This is a genomic window from Nocardioides sp. BE266 (assembly GCF_031457855.1).
GTDB lineage: Bacteria > Actinomycetota > Actinomycetes > Propionibacteriales > Nocardioidaceae > Nocardioides.
The window spans coordinates 237574-254741 of record NZ_JAURTI010000004.1; the positions used below are offsets into that span (position 1 = coordinate 237574).

21 protein-coding genes and 1 tRNA gene are annotated in these 17168 nt (G+C 66.6%); 7 read left to right on the plus strand and 15 right to left on the minus strand.

Going from position 1 to position 17168, the window contains the following annotated elements:
* The first annotated feature begins 161 nt into the window (after positions 1-161).
* The 3 genes from J2X46_RS13340 (at position 162) to J2X46_RS13345 (ending at position 1355) form a co-directional block, all read left to right on the plus strand.
* The gene (locus J2X46_RS13340) at positions 162-962 is read left to right on the plus strand and encodes a site-specific integrase (RefSeq protein ID WP_310251307.1); all 801 of its coding nucleotides are present in this window, start codon (positions 162-164) and stop codon (positions 960-962) included.
* Entirely contained in the window at positions 955-1320 is a 366-nt protein-coding gene (locus J2X46_RS24105; RefSeq protein WP_397214310.1) for an endonuclease domain-containing protein, read from the plus strand. Before J2X46_RS13340 ends, J2X46_RS24105 begins: the two co-directional genes overlap by 8 nt.
* Positions 1287-1355: transfer RNA gene (locus J2X46_RS13345), tRNA-Ile, on the plus strand. The genes J2X46_RS24105 and J2X46_RS13345 overlap by 34 nt, the downstream gene beginning before the upstream one ends.
* A gap of 196 nt (positions 1356-1551) precedes the next feature.
* On the opposite strand, the gene J2X46_RS13350 is transcribed toward J2X46_RS13345, so the two are convergent.
* The 3 genes from J2X46_RS13350 to J2X46_RS13360 form a co-directional block, all read right to left on the minus strand.
* Positions 1552-3459 carry a hypothetical protein gene (locus tag J2X46_RS13350; RefSeq protein WP_310251309.1) on the minus strand — a complete coding sequence of 636 codons (1908 nt, stop codon included), beginning with the start codon at positions 3457-3459 and terminating at the stop codon, positions 1552-1554.
* Between the two features lie 297 nt (positions 3460-3756).
* Positions 3757-4062 (minus strand): hypothetical protein, encoded by a 306-nt coding sequence (locus J2X46_RS13355; RefSeq protein WP_310251311.1) that lies wholly within the window; start codon positions 4060-4062, stop codon positions 3757-3759.
* The gene (locus tag J2X46_RS13360) at positions 4059-4973 is read right to left on the minus strand and encodes a hypothetical protein (RefSeq protein WP_310251313.1); all 915 of its coding nucleotides are present in this window, start codon (positions 4971-4973) and stop codon (positions 4059-4061) included. The genes J2X46_RS13355 and J2X46_RS13360 overlap by 4 nt, the downstream gene beginning before the upstream one ends.
* Before the next feature lie 256 nt (positions 4974-5229).
* Between J2X46_RS13360 and J2X46_RS13365 the strand changes: the two genes are divergently transcribed.
* Positions 5230-5439, plus strand: coding sequence for a hypothetical protein (locus tag J2X46_RS13365; RefSeq protein ID WP_310251315.1), 210 nt, complete (start codon positions 5230-5232; stop codon positions 5437-5439).
* 354 nt (positions 5440-5793) lie between these two features.
* Here J2X46_RS13365 and J2X46_RS13370 read toward each other — a convergent pair whose 3' ends face one another.
* The 3 genes from J2X46_RS13370 to J2X46_RS13380 all read right to left on the minus strand — a co-directional run bounded on the left by J2X46_RS13370 (position 5794) and on the right by J2X46_RS13380 (position 6641).
* Positions 5794-6183, minus strand: coding sequence for a hypothetical protein (locus J2X46_RS13370; protein ID WP_310251316.1), 390 nt, complete (start codon positions 6181-6183; stop codon positions 5794-5796).
* A 1-nt stretch (position 6184) separates the two neighbouring features.
* A complete protein-coding gene (locus J2X46_RS13375; protein WP_310251318.1) occupies positions 6185-6415 on the minus strand; it encodes a holin in 231 nt (76 codons plus the stop codon).
* A 97-nt stretch (positions 6416-6512) separates the two neighbouring features.
* Positions 6513-6641, minus strand: a complete 129-nt coding sequence (locus J2X46_RS13380) for a hypothetical protein (protein ID WP_310251320.1) — start codon at positions 6639-6641, stop codon at positions 6513-6515.
* Between the two features lie 65 nt (positions 6642-6706).
* On the opposite strand from J2X46_RS13380, the gene J2X46_RS13385 reads away from it, so the two are divergent.
* Both J2X46_RS13385 and J2X46_RS13390 read left to right on the plus strand, forming a co-directional pair.
* Positions 6707-6910 (plus strand): transposase family protein, encoded by a 204-nt coding sequence (locus tag J2X46_RS13385; RefSeq protein ID WP_310251322.1) that lies wholly within the window; start codon positions 6707-6709, stop codon positions 6908-6910.
* Positions 6911-7007: 97 nt separating this feature from the next.
* Complete coding sequence (locus J2X46_RS13390; RefSeq protein ID WP_310251324.1) at positions 7008-7310, plus strand: DUF6221 family protein; 303 nt, start codon at positions 7008-7010, stop codon at positions 7308-7310.
* Between the two features lie 136 nt (positions 7311-7446).
* On the opposite strand, the gene J2X46_RS13395 is transcribed toward J2X46_RS13390, so the two are convergent.
* The 5 genes from J2X46_RS13395 to J2X46_RS13415 form a co-directional block, all read right to left on the minus strand.
* Complete coding sequence (locus J2X46_RS13395) at positions 7447-8211, minus strand: hypothetical protein (RefSeq protein WP_310251325.1); 765 nt, start codon at positions 8209-8211, stop codon at positions 7447-7449.
* A complete protein-coding gene (locus tag J2X46_RS13400; protein ID WP_310251327.1) occupies positions 8157-8714 on the minus strand; it encodes a hypothetical protein in 558 nt (185 codons plus the stop codon). Before J2X46_RS13400 ends, J2X46_RS13395 begins: the two co-directional genes overlap by 55 nt.
* Before the next feature lie 253 nt (positions 8715-8967).
* Positions 8968-9258, minus strand: a complete 291-nt coding sequence (locus tag J2X46_RS13405; RefSeq protein WP_310251329.1) for a hypothetical protein — start codon at positions 9256-9258, stop codon at positions 8968-8970.
* Positions 9255-9608 (minus strand): hypothetical protein, encoded by a 354-nt coding sequence (locus J2X46_RS13410; RefSeq protein WP_310251331.1) that lies wholly within the window; start codon positions 9606-9608, stop codon positions 9255-9257. Before J2X46_RS13410 ends, J2X46_RS13405 begins: the two co-directional genes overlap by 4 nt.
* Positions 9609-9712: 104 nt before the next feature.
* A complete protein-coding gene (locus J2X46_RS13415) occupies positions 9713-9910 on the minus strand; it encodes a hypothetical protein (RefSeq protein WP_310251333.1) in 198 nt (65 codons plus the stop codon).
* Positions 9911-10113: 203 nt separating this feature from the next.
* Here J2X46_RS13415 and J2X46_RS13420 point away from each other — a divergent pair, with 203 nt between their 5' ends.
* Positions 10114-10461 carry a hypothetical protein gene (locus tag J2X46_RS13420; RefSeq protein ID WP_310251334.1) on the plus strand — a complete coding sequence of 116 codons (348 nt, stop codon included), beginning with the start codon at positions 10114-10116 and terminating at the stop codon, positions 10459-10461.
* Here J2X46_RS13420 and J2X46_RS13425 read toward each other — a convergent pair.
* From J2X46_RS13425 to J2X46_RS13440, 4 genes are all read right to left on the minus strand, one after another.
* The gene (locus J2X46_RS13425) at positions 10455-10853 is read right to left on the minus strand and encodes a hypothetical protein (RefSeq protein WP_310251336.1); all 399 of its coding nucleotides are present in this window, start codon (positions 10851-10853) and stop codon (positions 10455-10457) included. The two genes, J2X46_RS13420 and J2X46_RS13425, sit on opposite strands and share 7 nt — an antisense overlap.
* Before the next feature lie 225 nt (positions 10854-11078).
* Complete coding sequence (locus tag J2X46_RS13430) at positions 11079-12116, minus strand: hypothetical protein (protein ID WP_310251337.1); 1038 nt, start codon at positions 12114-12116, stop codon at positions 11079-11081.
* Positions 12116-13897, minus strand: a complete 1782-nt coding sequence (locus J2X46_RS13435) for a hypothetical protein (RefSeq protein ID WP_310251338.1) — start codon at positions 13895-13897, stop codon at positions 12116-12118. The genes J2X46_RS13430 and J2X46_RS13435 overlap by 1 nt, the downstream gene beginning before the upstream one ends.
* Positions 13894-17148 carry a hypothetical protein gene (locus J2X46_RS13440; protein WP_310251339.1) on the minus strand — a complete coding sequence of 1085 codons (3255 nt, stop codon included), beginning with the start codon at positions 17146-17148 and terminating at the stop codon, positions 13894-13896. The genes J2X46_RS13435 and J2X46_RS13440 overlap by 4 nt, the downstream gene beginning before the upstream one ends.
* Positions 17149-17168 lie beyond the last annotated feature (20 nt).

A 17168-nucleotide genomic window follows, 5' to 3' on the forward strand; every position in this document is an offset into this window, starting at 1 on the left:
GTATCCCGAGGAGTACCGGGAGGTATTCCCCGATCGCCGCGTGAATCTGTCACCCTTAGAGGTGATAACTACGGCGGCGTAGTTATCACCGTGTCATGTAACGACCGTCACTCGCCCTCGTTGGACCCTTTTTGGTCAAACGTCAAGAAAACGGGGAACCCATGGAAGACCTGCTCGACCAATACGCCACCTACCTGCGGTCATGGCAGGCACGTCCGACGACCATCAAGGCGCGGCTCACCCTCGCCCGGTCCCGACTTCTGGCGTGGGGCGTGGAGGGATTCACGCGCGGCAACATCGAGCAGTTCCTGGCCACTGACGCGAACGGCAACGAGCGCAAGAAGTGGACGACCTCGACCTACTACAACCACCTGACGGACTTCTGCGCCTTCCTCGTGGCGGCTGGGCGGCTCGAGACCTCGCCCATGGATGGCGTGCGCCGCTCCAAGCCTCCGAGCAAGTCGCCCAAGCCGCTGACGCTCTCCGAGCAGACACGTGTCCTGTCGGTGGTCGAGGGTGAGGTGCGTGACTGGATCCTCATCGCCCTGCTCTCCGGCCTGCGTGCGTTCGAGATCGCCAAGCTCCGCGGGGAGGACTTCACTAGCGAGGGCATCTACGTGGTCGGCAAGGGCGACAAGGAAGCCACGATCGCCTGCCACCCTGACCTCGCGGAGATGGCGAGCCGCTATCCCGCGACGGGTTACTGGTTCCCCGGGGGCGAGGATGGTCACGTGCGCGGACAGCAGATCAGCCTCACGGTCGGCAGGTTGTTCCGGTCGCTGGGCATCTCTGGCTCGATCCACAGGTGCCGTCACACCTACGGCACCAACCTCCTGCGCCAAGGCGTCAACGTGCGTGTCCTCCAGCGGCTCATGCGGCACGCCTCGTTGGACACGACCGCCGGCTACCTCGCCGTTGTCACCGACGAAGAGCGGGACGCGATCCTCAAGCTGAGTGCCTGAGTTGCGACGCCAGCCCACGATCCCCGGACTCCCGGAGTGCCTGCTGTGGGATGTCCCCGGACTCCCGGAGCCCACGAAGGCGGCCATGCGGGCTTGGCAGCGGGGTAGGTGTGCGGCATGTGGGATCGAGGGTCGCGCGTTGGTTGAGGACCACGACCACGCCACGGGATTCACCCGCGGGTGGCTGTGTCGTCCGTGCAATAGTTCCGAGGGCGCGGCGCGGCGAAGTTTGATGTGGTGGTGGTGGCGCAACGGGGCCAACCCGGCATCCATCCTCGGCGTTCAGGCCTACTACGTGAACGTCCGCGGCCTGACCGTAATTAAGGGGCGGAAGGGCTTCGTGCCTGAGGACTCATAATCCTTGGGTCGTGGGTTCGAGCCCCACCCGCCCTACGCTCAGGAAGGTGTTTTACACTAGCAGGTGACACACCAATTGACACACGACAGTGCAACCGACCATGCACTTGGTTCAGAGAAGGTCACCCGTGGCCCTTGAGCATGTGCCCACGGTAGGCGCGGGGTCCGACAATGACGAAAGCCCCCACTCGCCGAGGCGGGTGGGGGGCAGTCGCTATCCCGCGGCAGCAGGTCAGAGGAACCGACGCGCAGCCGCGAAGAACAGCGTTACGTCGGAGGCGAGGGTGATGTTCGACCCGGTGTTGTTGTCGATGGCGTAGGTGATGGTGCCCGTCGAGGTCACCTGCGCTGAGATAGTGAGCCCCCGCGGCGGGAGGCCGGTCGTCGTGGACCACACCACGTAGTCGCCGACCGAGGTTCCTGTGAGGGAAGCGGTTCCGGTCGTCCGCGTGTTGGTGTTGTACGTCGTGCCGGACGCCAAGGTGGTGCCAGCTCCGATGCGTCGCCACGACGGAATGTCGTAGGTGACGCCAGAGGTTGCGTCGGCCGGTCGCTGGTGGGTGAGCGCGCCCGTGCTGGTTGCTCCGAGCCAGGCCGTCTCGGCGCCGCTGTTCCCGAAGTGGAGGCCCTTGTCAGACAGGGCGGCAGTCCAACCCTCGGGGTCTTCGTACGGGTTGGCAGTGGAGGGGTAGGCAGCCCAGAGAGGCCGGTTCGTCCCGCTCGAGTACCTGTTGCGGGCACGGTTGAGCGGCCAGGATCCGGGGATGTAGGCGTCCCGGGTCTCACCCTGTGCGTAGCGGATCATGTTGCCGGCGGTGGCAGCCGCCGTCCCGGACTCCACGACTTCAAGCCAGGTGACGGGGGTCATCGGGTTGCGGATCACGTTGTCGGTGGCGTTCTCGAACCGGACCCTCTGCGGGCGGAGGTACTTGACACTGGTGCCCGATGAGGTGGTGGTAATAGCCGTCCCGCCACGCTTCAAGGAGATCTTGAAGGTGTTCGTCGTCGTGGCCACCACGTAGTACGGGCGGTCGAAGAACGTCCCCGTGGGGGCGGTCGTGCCCGTGAGGAACACCATCTCGCCGACGGCGAGGGGGTGGGCGGTGGCGGTGAACGTGTCACCGGAGACGGTGGTGTCGGCGGCGGCGATGCCCTGCTCGTGTCGACAGCCTAGCCACACGTTCTGGTAGCCGTTCTTGACCTCGATGACGTGCTCGAAGGTGTCGGACTCGAACGAGCAGCCGAGGAACGTGTTTCCGGTGACGGTGTTGGAGCCGGAGCCGTCGAGCAGCAGGGCGCGAGTGCCGCTCGCACGTCGCCCGCCGGCCCACGTCGAAGACCCGGTGCAAGACCCTGCGATGAAGGTGTTCTGATTGCTCCACCCGCCAGCGTCGAGGGGCTTCACTGACACGCAGACCTTGGCATATGAGATGGTGCGCCAGCCGATCTCGTTGTAGGCAACACCCCAGCTCTGCCCGCCAACTCTGAGGCCGGTCTCGAAGTGGATGATCTTGCCGACGCGGACGCGGGAAGTATAAAGGTTTCGGATGGTGACGCCGGTCGAACCAGCGGGCAGGTCGCCCATCGTGGCAGAGGTCACTCCGGTGACCGATGGGGTCTCGACCTCGGCGTTCTGGAGGACGGACCCGGAAGTTTCATGACCGACCGCCATGACCGTGCCGGTGTACCCGGCTGGGGCGAGCACCTCGGCTCCGGAAGCCTGGAGGTGGCACATGACGGGGATGGGCGCTGCGAGCGTGGTGAGCTTGTAGCGGCGCTTCATCACGACCCGTGCCCCGGGGTCGGCGTAGGTGCCATTGACGCGCTTCTCGGCGTTAGCCGCAGCGAAGGCTGCGAGGACAGCCGAGGTGTCGTCGGCTACTCCGTCACCCACGGCTCCGTACTTCTCGGGCGTGTAGACAGGTGCGAAGTTGACCGATAGTGCGGCTGTCGTAGCCGAAGCCGGGTTCGCCACGAACGATGCCGTCGCCGTGTCGTTGGTCGCACCCAACGCAGCAGCCGCCCCCACGTTCGCCGCAACCTCGGGCGTGATGGCGACCACGTCCACGTAGTTGTCGACCACCCACTCGAGGTCACGGTCGGCAGTCAGCGGGAACCACTTGGTGGTGATCCCGCGCATGTTGCCGGCGAGCCTCAGGCTGCGGGAGTCGACGTTGAGCCGGTACAGCGGCGCAACCCCGGCGGCAGTCTCGGGCAGGTCGTCGCGCGTGAACGTCCCGTCGCTGTTGAGCGGGATGCGTACCTTCCCGCCGAGCCTGCCAGTGGAGCCGATGGTGAAGATCGGCTGGGACGCCTCGATCCACAGGGCTGCCGGGTCGTTGGCGTCGGGGTCGGCTCCGGTCAGTGTCGCGACGTCTCCATTGAGCGAGTACTCGGCCAAGGGGTGCTCCTCAGGTCGTGGTCAGGCTGTGCGGGATCAGGAGACGTCGATGGGCGTGGAGTCAGCCACGATCACGTCCGTGCCCGAGGTGACGCGGGTCTGGGTGGCGTGACGGCCAGCGGCGAGCACGGTGGCCCCATCGGCGGTCGCTTCGGGTCCTGCGAAGTAGCCCGTCGACCGTGCGGCCTGCGTCCACTTGCCACCCGACTGCACGGCCGCGTCCTGCCAGCTCGCCGGATGCCAGGTGGAGTCGACCTTGACCTCCACCGTGGAGCCCGTGGGATCGAAGTCGAGCGTCATGGTGGCGATGAGGCGGGTGCGGGTTCCGGCGTCGAACTTCATGTGATGACTCCCGTGGCACGAAGAATGGACAGGCGGGCCGATGCGCGGGCCTCGGTGATCTCGCCCGTTGAGGACGGCGCGGCGATGAACCCGGATGCGGCCGGGATGGAGATGGTGGCGCGGAGGATGCGGCCCTCGAAGTTGGTCGCCGGTCCGTCCTGCGCTGAACCCGACAGGGAGCCGGTGACGAGTGGGAGGCTGGCGAGCAGGGAGCCGGTCGCTGTGGGCGGTGTGGCCGTTCCCGACAGGCTGCCGGTGATCTTCGGGAGCGGCGCGCCGAGAGTGCCGACATACACGGGGCCGGACGCGGTGCCGAGCATCGAGGCGGACAGGCGTGCGACCTGAGCCGAGAGCGTGCCCGTCCACACGGGTGCGGTGAACGTGCCAGACATCGACGCCGTGACGAGCGGGACGGTGCCCGAGAGCGTCGCTGCGCCTGCTGGCGTGGTGACGGTGCCGCTGATGGTGGAGCGGGTGGGCGGAACGGCAGCCGAGAGCGTGCCCGCATATGTGGGCGGGGTCGCGGTGCCGGACGCACTGCCCGTGACCTTGGGCGTAGTGGCCGAGATGGCACCGCTGTAGGTGGGCGGCGTGGCCGTGCCAGCGAGCGCCCCAGTGGTGGCGGGGGTCGCTGCGGAGAGGGTGCCCGTGTAGCCGGGGGCCGCGGTGAACGTCCCTGCGATGCTGCCCGTGACGGTCGGCGTGGTGGCGTTGACCGTGCCCGTGTAGGTGGGGACGGCAGCGGTGCCTGCCAGTGATCCGGTGAAGAGTGGTGTGGCTGCGGCGAGGCTGCCGGTGTACGACGGGGCGGTGACGGTTCCAGCGAGAGAGCCCGTCGCGCGCGGTGCCGATGCCGACAGGGTGCCCGTGTACGACGGCCCAGCGGCGGTGCCCGTGATGCTCGCCGACACCCGTGGCGCGCTGGTCGACAGGGTCCCTGTGTAGGACGGAGCTGCGACAGTCCCAGAGATGCTCGCGGTGACGCGCGGGACGCTGGCCGAGAGTGTGCCAGTGGTCCCACTCGCGGACGTGCCGAGGATCTCGACGCCGACAAGCACCCACCGCAGGTTCGTGGGCGCGGTGAGCCCTTGGGTGATCGATCCGGCAGCCCCCGTGTCGGTCCGATATCCGCCGTAAACGGTGTGCTGTCCGGCCACCGCGACGTAGGTGGACTCCGACTCTGCCGAGCCGTTGATGGTTCGCCAGGTGCGCGCCGAAGTGACCGCGTTCCAGTCGTTGATCTGGCACTGGACTGCGCTGTTGGCCGAGCAGGTCGCGGCAACCGCGGGGGCTGAGGATCCGGTGCCGTTGGTGCCATTGAAGATCGATCCGACGCCGCCGTGGTTGCGCCAGACGGTGGCAGAGAAGCCCCAGTAGTCGTTGGTCGCGGTGGGACGGTTGAGCGTGACCGTAATGCCCGTCGCGGTGGCACCAACTGCCCCGGTCCAGATCCAAGCGCCCGAGTTGTTGGTCCCTGATGTTCCCGCTTGCGCACGCGCCGTCCAAGTAACCGATCCGCCTGACGCGCTTGGGTTGCCGGCGACGTAGGTGTTCGCGTTGGCCATCGACCCCATGACAACGATGAGGTCGCCTGCTTGCACGTCGAAGGCCGCCGTGACCTTGCTGGCGCCTGTGGTGGAGAAGTTGCCCGACGCGGGAATGACGTATGAGACACGAGTAGGAGGGGTCGCCACGGCTTACCTCCTGCTCGGGCCGGCGATCAGGGCAGGATCAGGACGTCGGGATGGTGAACGTGGGGACGCCGAGGTCGACGGTTCCGCCCGCAACGAGCGCGGTGGTGGACAGGTTCATGTCCGCACCCGACGTACCCACGGTGCCGTCGATCTTCGCGGTGCCACCCGAGGTCTTCACGCGGAAGTGACCAGCGGTACCCGACGCGGCCACGGTCACCGACGCGGGGTCGGCAGCAGTGAGCGCGCCACTCGTCGACGTGAACGACCCCGAGATGGTCACCGTGGCGAGCAGGGTGCCCGACGCGGCGGTCTCGGGGGTGGCGGGCTTGGTGCCGGTGCGGATCTCGATGGTGGCAGCCGACCCGATGTCGGTTGCGAGTGCCGCGCCCATGGCCTGAGCAGCAGCGGCAGAGATGGTGAGCGCCATGTCAGTTCCCCTCGACAGTCTCGGTGGTGGCGGACGGGCCGTTGCCGCCGAAGCCCGAGGTGGCGAGCGACGTGAGGATGGACAGGACGAAACCGCCAGCAGCGAACCCGCCAGCGTCAGCCCACGAGGCGTTCATGGCGTTGACCTGGTCGGCGCCGAAGACGAGGAGCGCGGCTTGGGCGGCGGTCTTCACGGCACGCTCGAGGACAGCGAGGGCGTATGCCTTGTTCACGGGATTCTCCTGGTGGGTCGGTGGTGGGTGAGGTCGGCGATCAGGCAAGAGAGGGCGAACCATGCGACCGGCAGCGAGTGGTGCAGGCCGGTCCGGTTCACCCCCACGTGATGTCCCGGGTCTGGGCAGGGCCACTGCGACCCCAGGTGATGTCAGCCGACGCGGGGGCGGCGAGGCTGGCGGTCAGGGCGAGTGCGGCGATGGTGGCGGCGAGCAGGCGGGTCATGGCGGTTCCTCCGGATGTGGCGTGGGGCGCTACGGAACTGTGGCGATATGAGATACAGTCAGACTATGCAGATGACACAGCGGGGGCAGTTGTCCCAAGAAGATGAGCGGCAGTTGTTCGCCGCACTGCGCGAGGCGAAAGTGGCCGAGGGCAGGTTCCAACTGCTCGCCGTCGAGATGGTTGCCAAGTCCTCGTTCCGCGAGGTCGCTCGATTGATGGGTCTCAGCACCAACACGTTGCAGCGGTGGAAGCGGGAGGCGGTGAAGTGAACGACCACGAGCACCACTGGGACTACTCCAACACCCCGGGCGTAGACATCTGCGTGATCTGCCTAGAACTCCGCGACTGGCCGAAGGGGACCGACTGATGAGCGACCTGACCGACTTCCTGCTAGCCCGGGTCGCGGAGGACGCGGACGTGGCGCGAGTGGCGGGAGCCTCTGATCCTTCTAGTCGCTCGTCTATCTGGACGAGCCTGCGATCGGGGCGGGCAGGCGTTTGCGACCACGGCCCGCGCGGATCGGTTGAGATCCAGCCCGATCGCGTGGTGGCTGAATGCGAGGCCAAGCGCCTGATCGTGAAGCGGTGGGGTGGTCACGATCCGATCATTCGACTTCTCGCCCTGCCTTACGCAGACCACCCGGACTACCGCGAGGAGTGGCGACCGTGAGCACAGGAGACGTCGACCGGTGTTCGGCGACCGTGCGCGACGGTGACGGCTACGTATGGCGCTGCCTGCTAGATCGTGGTGAGCACGAGCACGTCTATCCACTGGACCTGACGCCCCGTCGCGAGCAGTGGCGACCCTAGCGAGCGCTCACCCTGAACCGAGCCCAGATCGGGTCGTGGTTGTCGATAGTGCCCTCAAGGGAGCCGTGGTCCTTCAACTCCAGCCGCGCACCCTGCTCGTTCTCCACGAAGCGCATGTGGTCGAGGCCCTGGTGGTGGGCGACCTTCTCGCCCGGCACCATCCTCGGCATCCGGCGAGCGTTGTAGTCGCATGCGTAGATGCCCGACGTACCGCCGTCGTGGCAGAACATCGACCGCAGCGTCTCGCCAGCGATCACGGCCCCCGAGTCGCGAGCCTCGTCGACCTTCGCATTCAAGCCGCTGCGATGCGGGTGCCAGTTGCCGAAGAACAACTCGATGCCCTTGAGCTCGGCGACACACGTGGAGATGTGACGCGCCGGCCCCGTGCCCTTCGCCGCGCCGATCTCCAGACCCGAGCCCATGATCTTCACCCGCTTGCGCTTCGTCACCTTGAAGCCCGGCGACAGGATGATCGGCTCACGGGTCGGCCAGTAGACCTTCCGAGTGCCCGGCTCCAGCGCTGACGCCAGCCGATCGTGCTCGTGCGCGGGGTCGGGCTCCTCGTCGAGTTCCTGCGGGAGGATGACGTAGTGCTGGTGGTCATCGACCTTGGCCATCACGTTGCGGACGTTCCGCATGAAGACGCCCGGCTCGTAGCCGCGGCCCCAGTTCACGCCGACGACGGTGAGGTAGAACTGACGCGCGCTCATCGCTTCGCCAGGAACTTCCGACGCTTGCGGATGGCCTTGATCTGCTTCCACAGCGTCTTGACCTTGCCGAGCTTCTTGGCCTCACGCGCATCCAACTTCCCACGCTCGACGTCAGCATGGAACGCCTGCACCGTGTACCGCGCCGTGTTCGTCCACCCCGGGTCAGAGTCGATGGCGTTGGACACGAGCCCGTCGCGCCGCGCGAGGTACGCCTGCACCTGACGAGCGGCGGCAGGGGCGAGACGGCCGTGACCGATCAGCACCGCGTGGCAGTGGGCCGACCACACGCCGGGGAGCGTCGGGCGATACCACGCAGCGAACCCGACCGCACGCAGCGCCTTGACTGCGTCGTCGTGGCCGCCGGCGATCGTGTCGAACACGCCGCCGAAATCGTGCGTGCCGGCCGAAGCCGCGACACCACCCGCGTTGTAGGAGCCCTGGACGATGGGGATCTTGCGGCCGAGGATCGCCTCAGCGCGCTTGATGGCGCCGAGAGTGAGGGCGTCGAGCACCTTGCCATCGACGACGATGCGCTCGTAAGGATCGCTGGGCATGTCGGGCTCCTAGTCGTACTGGCCGGGTGGGCGATGTGGCGGGCACGGGCACATGGCGCCGTCGAGGTCAGCGAGGCAGCGCGAGAAGACGTGCTCCTCGTGATCGCAGTAGCGGCACGAGGGCTGGCGCGAGAGTGGGCGCTGCATGACGACCTCCGGGCGTGAAGCGGCAGACTTCATCCGAGCGGAATGAAGAATCAGCGACCCGAGAGGTGGTTGATGGCGCGGGCGAGCAGTCGGCGGAGGCGCAGGATCACTCGCTGTAGTCGTGGTCACCCATGCGCCACACGAGAGCCACGACGAGGCCGCAGAGGGCGACCAGCATCAGCGCCACCCGAAGGCCGGGAGCGACGTCAGAAGCAAGAGCCTCGCCCGACCCGTACGCGATGATGACGTAGGTGCCGATCACCCACGGCGTCATCCGCTTGAAGCGCTTCGGCATGTGACCCCAACGAGCCACGGCACCCATCGTAAGCAGCACGACGGCCAGCCCCGACAGGAAGACGTTGGCCCACCTGAGCCAGTCCCACATCTCGGCGGTCACTTCGAATCTCCACAGGCAGTCTCAGGGAGCTCGGGCAGCGGGTTCGCCTTCCGCTCGGCGATCTGGTCGCGGCGCAAGGTCTGGTAGTTCTCGAGCGCCGCCCGGAACTCTTCCCGGTCGGACTTCGACACCGCGTTCAACAGGCGGTCGAGGGCCTCCTGCGAGGAGGCCACGGCGTTGGAACGGGCGGCGTAGACCTGCGCGAAGTCGCCCTGCCACTCCGCGGTGCAGCGGGTGAACTCGGCCGACTCGGCGCGCTGGTAGATCAGGAACCCCGCCGTCGCGCCGTTGGCGACGATGGCGATGGTCAGGAGCCACCTGTTGAGGGTGTGGTTCCGAGTGGGTGACACGGGTCGTTCCTTCCGAGAGGAGCGGTACAGGTCGAGCGCGTCGTCGAACACGATCCCGGCAAGGAAGCCGATCACGAGACCCGCGACAGCGACGAGCAGATACGTCATTCCGAGTCACCGCCCGAGGGGGGTTTGGTCCTGTCCCTCATCGCGACGCCAGCCACGAGGCCGGTCAGCACGGTGGACAGGGCCAGGACGACGCCAGTGGCGTCGAGGATCTTCTGTGCGAGACCGACAACGATGACGATGCCGATGAGACCAGCGATGAGGAACGCGAGCGCCGTCATTGCCTTTGAGGACATGTCACCCCTCCGAGATCGGGGCTGCGATGACTGCCATGTGTTGCCCCCTGGATAGGTAGTTCTCCCGATGCGTTGGAGAGTCGGGCGGCGGTACGGTCAGGCATCCCCGCGGCTAGGTGGCCGCCTTGTCGCGGGGCTAGCCCTCGTCGGTCGATGCGGCCGGCGGGGGCGTCACTCTCAAGCACGAACTAGGATCGAGTGTCATGAGGTTCCTCGCCGCGCTTTTGCTGGCCGTCGTGCTGACCGGTTGTGGTCACGAGCCCGCCACTCGCACCGCGCCTGACTTGGCTGGCGAGCTGGGCTGCACTGGCGGTGACGGCGACGATTACGCGGTGGCGTGTGACTTTGAAGGTTCTCGCCTCAGCATCCGGTCATTCATGGATGCCGGTGAGCGTGATGCCTACGTGAACGCGGCGACCAACTTCACCAACGTCCTCGTGGGCGAAGGGTTCGTGATCGAGGCGCCCGACACTGCGACGCTGGATGAGGCGCGCAAGATCGTCGGTGGCGAGATCATGGGTGCGGCAACCTCGCCTGTCGCGCCTCAGTAGCAGTTGCCGACCAGCTTCACGTCGTCGGCCGTCGTGGCCGTGCCGCCGAACGCTTCGGTGCGGGCGGCGACCTCGGCGGCGGGCATCCGGACCCAGTCCCAACCCTCGGCGACAGGGAGGCGCACGACGTGTGCGACCGGGAAGGACGTCATGTCCTCAGGTGCTTCGAGCGCCACGCAGCCACGGAACCCAGCCTCACGCAGCGCCTTGGTGGTCCACTCGTTGGCGGGCTTGCTGGCGGCGGTGCGCTGGTGCTCCTCGGCCCCGATCGCGCCGTTCGTGACCCAGCCACCTGTTGCCGGAAGGGTCGCGGCGAAGATGGAGAAGGCGACTGCGAGCACCGGCATGAGGGCCAGGTGCAGGAGAGTCGCGGTGCGGTTCGTGCTAGGCATGTGCCTATACTAGGCACATGCCTAAGCCCCTGTCTAGTCAAGTGCCTAGTGTTCCCGAACTAGTTGCATCAAAGGAGATCGCCGACATGCTCGGTGTCAGTCGTCAGCGCGTCACCCAGTTGGCCGCAGGGCCGACGTTCCCGAAGCCAGTCGCCGTGTTGAGTGTTGGCCGCATCTGGATTCGCCAGGATGTCGTCGCGTGGGCAGAGCAGGCAGGTCGCTCCATCAGGCAGTAGCGAGGGCCTCGTTCCACGCGTCCTCGAAACTGCGGGGCGCGTAGCCGAACGGGGTGGCCGTGATCTTCTCCGACTGGTCGGTGTAGGTGACAGTCTCGAGCACGACGTCGGTGTTGCTGCGCAGCAGACGGGGGCGGGACATGTCGACCGTTCCGCACAGGCGCACCATCTGGAGCGACTGGATTTGGTTGAGCGTTGCGGCTCGACCGCCCGGCGTGGTGATCTGGCCGTGCGCGAGCTCGAGGCCCTCACCCCAACCCATGCGTGCGCCCGACTTGAGGAGCATTCCCTGGAGGACCGAAGCGGCACGAGTGTTCGTCGTGTTGCCGATGTCGGTCAGATCCACCAGCTTGGTTCGACGACCAAAGACAGTCGCAGCCTCCGCGGACCCGACGATCTCGGTCTGGTAGTTGCCGCTGCCGTCGAGGTAGCGGCCCGCCAAGTGGGTGTAGAACTCGTCCTCCGCGGGAGTCAGGCCGCGACCGACAACAGCATTGGGGACGACCCACTGCGGAGTCGAAGGCAGGGCCTCCATGTAGAGACCCCGGTCGTGGGCACTGATGTACCAGTTCAGGCCGTTCTCAGCCGCGTAGCCGTCCAGCAGTTCGATCAGAGTCATCTCCGACGGAGTGCCGAAGTCGGCCCACGGAGTACCCGAGATCGAGAAGGGCAGGCCCCACGTCAACTCTTGGCGGGTGTTCACCGAAGCGATGACCGCAGTGTCGATGATCGTGACGATGTTCCCCGCCGCGTCCATCGGGTAGACACGCTCGCCCTGCCGCCACAACCCGCGGGCCGAGAAGTTCCCATCGCCCGCCGGCTCAACCAGGGTTCCGACCCAGATCCGGAAGCCGCCGCACCACACGCTCACTGAGGCGTTGCCCACGACGAGCGGGTGTGAGCGATTGGGCTCCATCTGCCACGACGCCTCTTCGGAGCCGTGGCGACCGTACTTGACGGTGACGGGACTGTGCCCACCCATGCCCAGGTCGCGGATGTCGCGGCTGCCGATGCGGACCGACAGCATCAGAAATCCCCGACGTTGGAGTGTGCACGCGGGTAGTGCTCAAACGACGTGTTGGCGTCGGCCACCGTCGTGACCGTGAGCACCATCGAGCCGCCGTTCGGGTCGAACTGGTGGCTGCGCTGGTCGCAGAGAATCTTGTCAAAGGTTGGGGTGTAGGCGTCCGACCAGTCGGCTTGCGTAGCGACCTCGATCGCGCCCGTGGGAGCCTCGAGCGACGGCGCCGTGATGCGCAGGCGGTTGTGCACAGTTCCGACCGCAGGGGTGCCGGTGCCGCAGTCGACAACGGTGAGCTGGCCCTTGTCCATCGCGTAAAGCCATCCCTGGTCGATCTCGACCGTAAGGCCCGACGAGGTGAAGTCGCGCTGGAGGTCGACGTAGATGAAACCAGAAGGACCGATGCGGCTGGTTGGCAGCGTCAGGCGTGCAATCGGGGCCATGACCCAGGCGTTGAGCGTCGGCAGATTGACGTAGGTGCCGCCAGCCTGTTCGTCGCCGACCGAGACGCCGGCCATGAGGGACCGAGCGGCGTAGTTGATCAGCGCGTTGCCCGTGCCAGAGGTCGTACGCAGCCGCGCCCACAGGTGCACGTCGCCCTCAGGGATGGAGGCGACCGGGACCGCGTAGCGAGTCAGGCCGGTCAACGTCTGCCGTGCGCCGGAGACAGTGGTGGAGTCGGTGGTGGGCGTATCCGAGATGATGGTCCACGGACGCATCGATGGGTTGTAGCCGCTTCCAGCCTGATGCGAGAACACCGAGACAACGCCGAGGCCACCGGTCTCGTGCTGGACCAGCACGTTTCCCTCAGTGGGGACCGAGCCCTTAGGGACGATGACCGAGTTCTTCTCCCGCGTGGTGCCCGATGCGGGAAGCGCGTTGGCCTTGAGAACCTGGTCTACCTCGAACGTCTGGGTGCCGGCAGCCGCGGCGTGCCTGACGTAGAACCGGAAGTCAGTAATCGATGTCACCGCGTCGGGAACCTTGAACCACGACCGCGAGAAGCTGGCGGTCGGCGCGGGCTCGCGACGAACCTCCGTCAGGCCGATCGAGCCGCTGTTGATGGCGACGTTGATCGCAATGCCGGGAGCCGAGGTCTTCCAGTCCAGCCCGAGGTACTTGTCCGTGCTCGTCGAGATCGCCGCCGTGCGCTGGAGCTCGGCACCCGAGAAGAAGCCATAGGGGAGCGCGCCGTTGTACGTCAGCCGCACCGCACCCGAGACGACCGAGAGGGTGGCACCAGCAGGGCCGAGCGCCGCCCAATTGGTGGTCGACGACCCGCTGTCGACGACCGAGGGCGCAACCGCGCTGATGGCCGGCGTGGAGATCAGCGTGTCACCACGGCCCCGCGGGAGAGCCGTCATGGTGACGATGTACGCGCGCTCGACGCGAAGCTCCGACAGATCGTCGAACTCCCAGTCCATCCGCGCGTGCAGGACGTCGAACACCGTCGGCGGCGCGAAGACGTCCGGGGGCTGCCAGACAAGCTCGATCGGCTTGCCCATCTCCGCAGCCAACGCCTTCTCGCCCAACGCCAGGTCGTTCGCCGTCGCGCCCGTGATGCGCACGTGCAGCACCGGCTCGCGGTTGCCGACGTGGGTCTCACGCACGAGGTCACCAGCACTGAGCGCCGAGATGATCTGCGCGACCACCACGTCAGGGTTGCCCCACGTCGTGCCGTCCGCAGAGACCTCCGTGGTGAAGCCCTCCGCGTGCTCGTAGGGCTGGCCGTCCTCGACCAGCACAAGGCCGCCGAGAGTGATGCCGTGGCCGGGGTTGATCGTCATCGAGGCTTAACCGGCTTTCCGTTCGCGTTGGACTTCACGGCGCGGGTTGCAGGGCCAGAGACCGCGCCAGCCACTCGATCTCCCGTGCGGTCGGAGGCTGCGGCGATGGCCTTCTCCACGCGCTCGAGCCGACCGTTGACACCGGCAAGCTGGGCGTTGGTCTGCTGCGCCTCTGCGAGAGTGGCGTCAGCGCGCTGGGAGGCGTAGGCGAACTGCTGACCGAACGCAGCCTGACCACCGGCCGCACCGACCGATGCCTGCAACGCGGACCGCTGGTCGATCGCCGCAGCCGTGGCCTGAGCCTGACCGCTCGCGATCAGCGCAGAAATCTGCTGGTTGTCGCCCTCGGCCAGGATCGTGGCGAGCGCGTTGCCCGTGATGCCCATGGCTGCGAGCTGCTGCTGGATGGCGCCGCGCTGCTGGAGTCCCGCAATGTCACGGTTCACGTTCCCGAGCGCGCCACCCGTTGCGCCGGCAGCCCACGGGTTCGACGACTTCTCGAACAGTCCTGTGTTGAAGCCAGCGACCGTCGCCTGTGCGACGTCGGCCATCTTCTGCGCCCACTCGTCGCGGGACTTGATGTCACGCTCGGCGATCTCGCTCTGACGGTCGAACTTGCCCGTCAGCCGGTCGATCGCCTGCTCCAGTGCGGCCGTGTTGTCGTAGACGAACGCACCGCCGGACGCCTTGGGCTTGCTCCCCTTCTTGCCAGTAGTGCCACCTTCGGCGAACCACTGAACCGAGCCGCCGAACATGGCCGCGGTCTGCTCCAGGATGCTCTTGGCTCGAGGACGGCGCGAGTCGTTGGCGTGAGGGATATAGGACTCGCCCTGAGTCTCAGGCTCGGCCCACACGCGCATCGTCCGGCCCGAAGCGATCTCAGGGTGATGGCGATCCTTGAAGTCGCCAAAGGCTTGCTGGCTAAAAGCTGCAGCGCCCTGCGGTCCGGTGACAGTTCGCACCGTGTTGACGTAGGTCGTCGCAGTCTTGCCATTGAGGGACGAGAGGTACTGATCGACCTCGCGGAACGACTGCATGGCGCGGCTCGCGTCGGCCGTGATTTTTTTCGGAGGGATCTTGTAGTTGTTGTACCGCTCGATCGCCTTCTCGCCCTTGAGGAACGCGGCGTTGGCGCGCTCGATCTCGCCCTGAGTGCCGTTGGCGAGCTGCCGCATCCGCAGCGCGCCCTCCTCGCCGGCCGCCTGCAAAGAACGAATGAGACCGTCCTCGAGGCCAAGCCTGGCTGCCTTCTGCGAGTTGGTGGTGAAGTTGTTCAAAGCGTCGGCGGTGCTTGCCATGTCCTTGATCCACTGAGCAAGCGAGACCTTGCCGTCGTTGAGGCTGTCTCCGAGACCGACGAACGAGCGGGCCGTCTTGTCTGCCTCTTCGCGCATCGTGTTGATCGCGTCAGCCTGAGCCTTGATCTCTTCCTTCGTCTTCCCGGACCACTTAGCTAGGTCAACGTTCGCCCCGGTCTGCTGGAGGAGGGCTAGCGCGGCGCCCTTGGCGCGCACCTCGGAGAGCTTCTGCGCCTGAGTCAGTTCGTACAGCGCACGCTCGCTTGCCTCGATCTTGGCGCGCGCATCATCCATGCTCGGGCCACCGAAGGTGTCGGCGACCGAGAAGCCAATACGGTCGAGGATGTCGCCCGCGTTGAAGTCAAGGTTCTTGATGTCCGTAAGCTCGGCCTTGGCTGCGGCGATCTGCTCGCTCAGGACGCCTACGTCACCTGACTGAACGGCGGCATCGAGGCCTTGAATTGCAGCTGTCGCCCCCATGCCAGCGGAGCGCAGGTCGAGCAACAGTCCCGCCGCCGCGCCAATGACGACGCCACCCGGCACTAGCGTCCCCATGAGTGCAAGGGATGTCGTGTTGGTCAGGCCGATCGCGTCCGCGGCACCCGTGGCTGCCACGGCGAAACCGGCCAAGCCTGCGCCCTTTGCGAGGCGGCTCTTCATCCGCTCGGCGGCCTGTCCCGCCTTCTCGGTGTTCGTGCCGAAAGCGACCATCGTGTCCGACATCGCTGCGATGTCAGACCGGATCGAGTTCGCCTGCCCCTTGATGCCCTTTGAGGCAGTTCCGAGGCCGGAGAAGAGTCCTGACGACAGGGACGCACTGGAAAGCGACTTGGTCACAGCCAGCGTCCGGTTGAGCAGGGACAGCGCGGCGACCGCAGCGAAGATTGGAGTACCGAGGTCGGAATCGGCGATGGCGGCGATGGCATTGGAGAACGCCTCGACGGCGGCGAGCACCGGGCCACCGAGGGGTGCCGTCGCTTGCACGACCTGGATAACGGCGTTGGCCAGTGCGCCGAGCGTGTCGGCGACCTGAGGCCCGGTCGTTCGGATGTAGTCGACGAACTCGGCGAAACCCTCGGTGGCAGACAGGCCAGTTGCCCAAGAGTCGAACCCAGCCGCAACGTCCATCAGCCACGACGAGAACCCGTCGTTGATCGGAGTGAACGCCTGCCACAGCTCGGCCATTCCGTGTGTCAAAGAGCCGACCGTCGTTGCAAGCTCGGCGATTGCCTGAGGCGCCTCGTTCTCGATGAACTCGAAGAAACCGGCCCAACGATCCGAGGCGAGAGACGCTGCGGAGTCGGAAGCAATCTCACCAAGCGCACCCGAAACCGCCGTCATGATCGCCGCTACGCGAGGGCCGACGCGCTCAAGGCTGTCCAGCGACTCAGTGAGGCCGGGCATCAATGCCTCGGCACCCATGTCGCGGATCGCGACGAGAGCGGGCTTGAGGTCGAACGCAGCCTTGGCAAACTCTCGGGCGGCCGGCGACAGGCGCTTGAGTGCGTCCTCAGCCTCTTCGAGGTTCTTCTTCGTAGGGTCGAGCTGGGCGTCGTTCATCTTCCCCAGCGCGTCACCGACACCCTGGAGAGAGCCGATCAGCACACCGCCAGCAACGGCCGCGAAGCCCATCTGAGAGGCGAGACCGGCCATGCCAGCAATCGCAACGCCACCCAAGGGCGCAAGTGCGGGTCCGAGAATTGCCGCGGCGTCCGCGAACAGCCGCAGGCGGCCCGTGAGCTGGTTGATGGACTGGTCAGCGCGCTTCGCCGACGAGTCGACCTTGTCGATGTCGCGGCTGATGTTCGCCGAGGCCCGCGAGGTCTGCACCGAGACACCCGAGAGTCGGTCGAGTTCCTTGCGGAGGATCTCGGTGGCCGCAGCGCCGCGCAGCATCCCAGCGGGGAGGTTGGACTCGAGGTCAAGGACGACGCGTTCCCTGCGTGTGGCCACCAGTCACCGCCTCTCAAGTG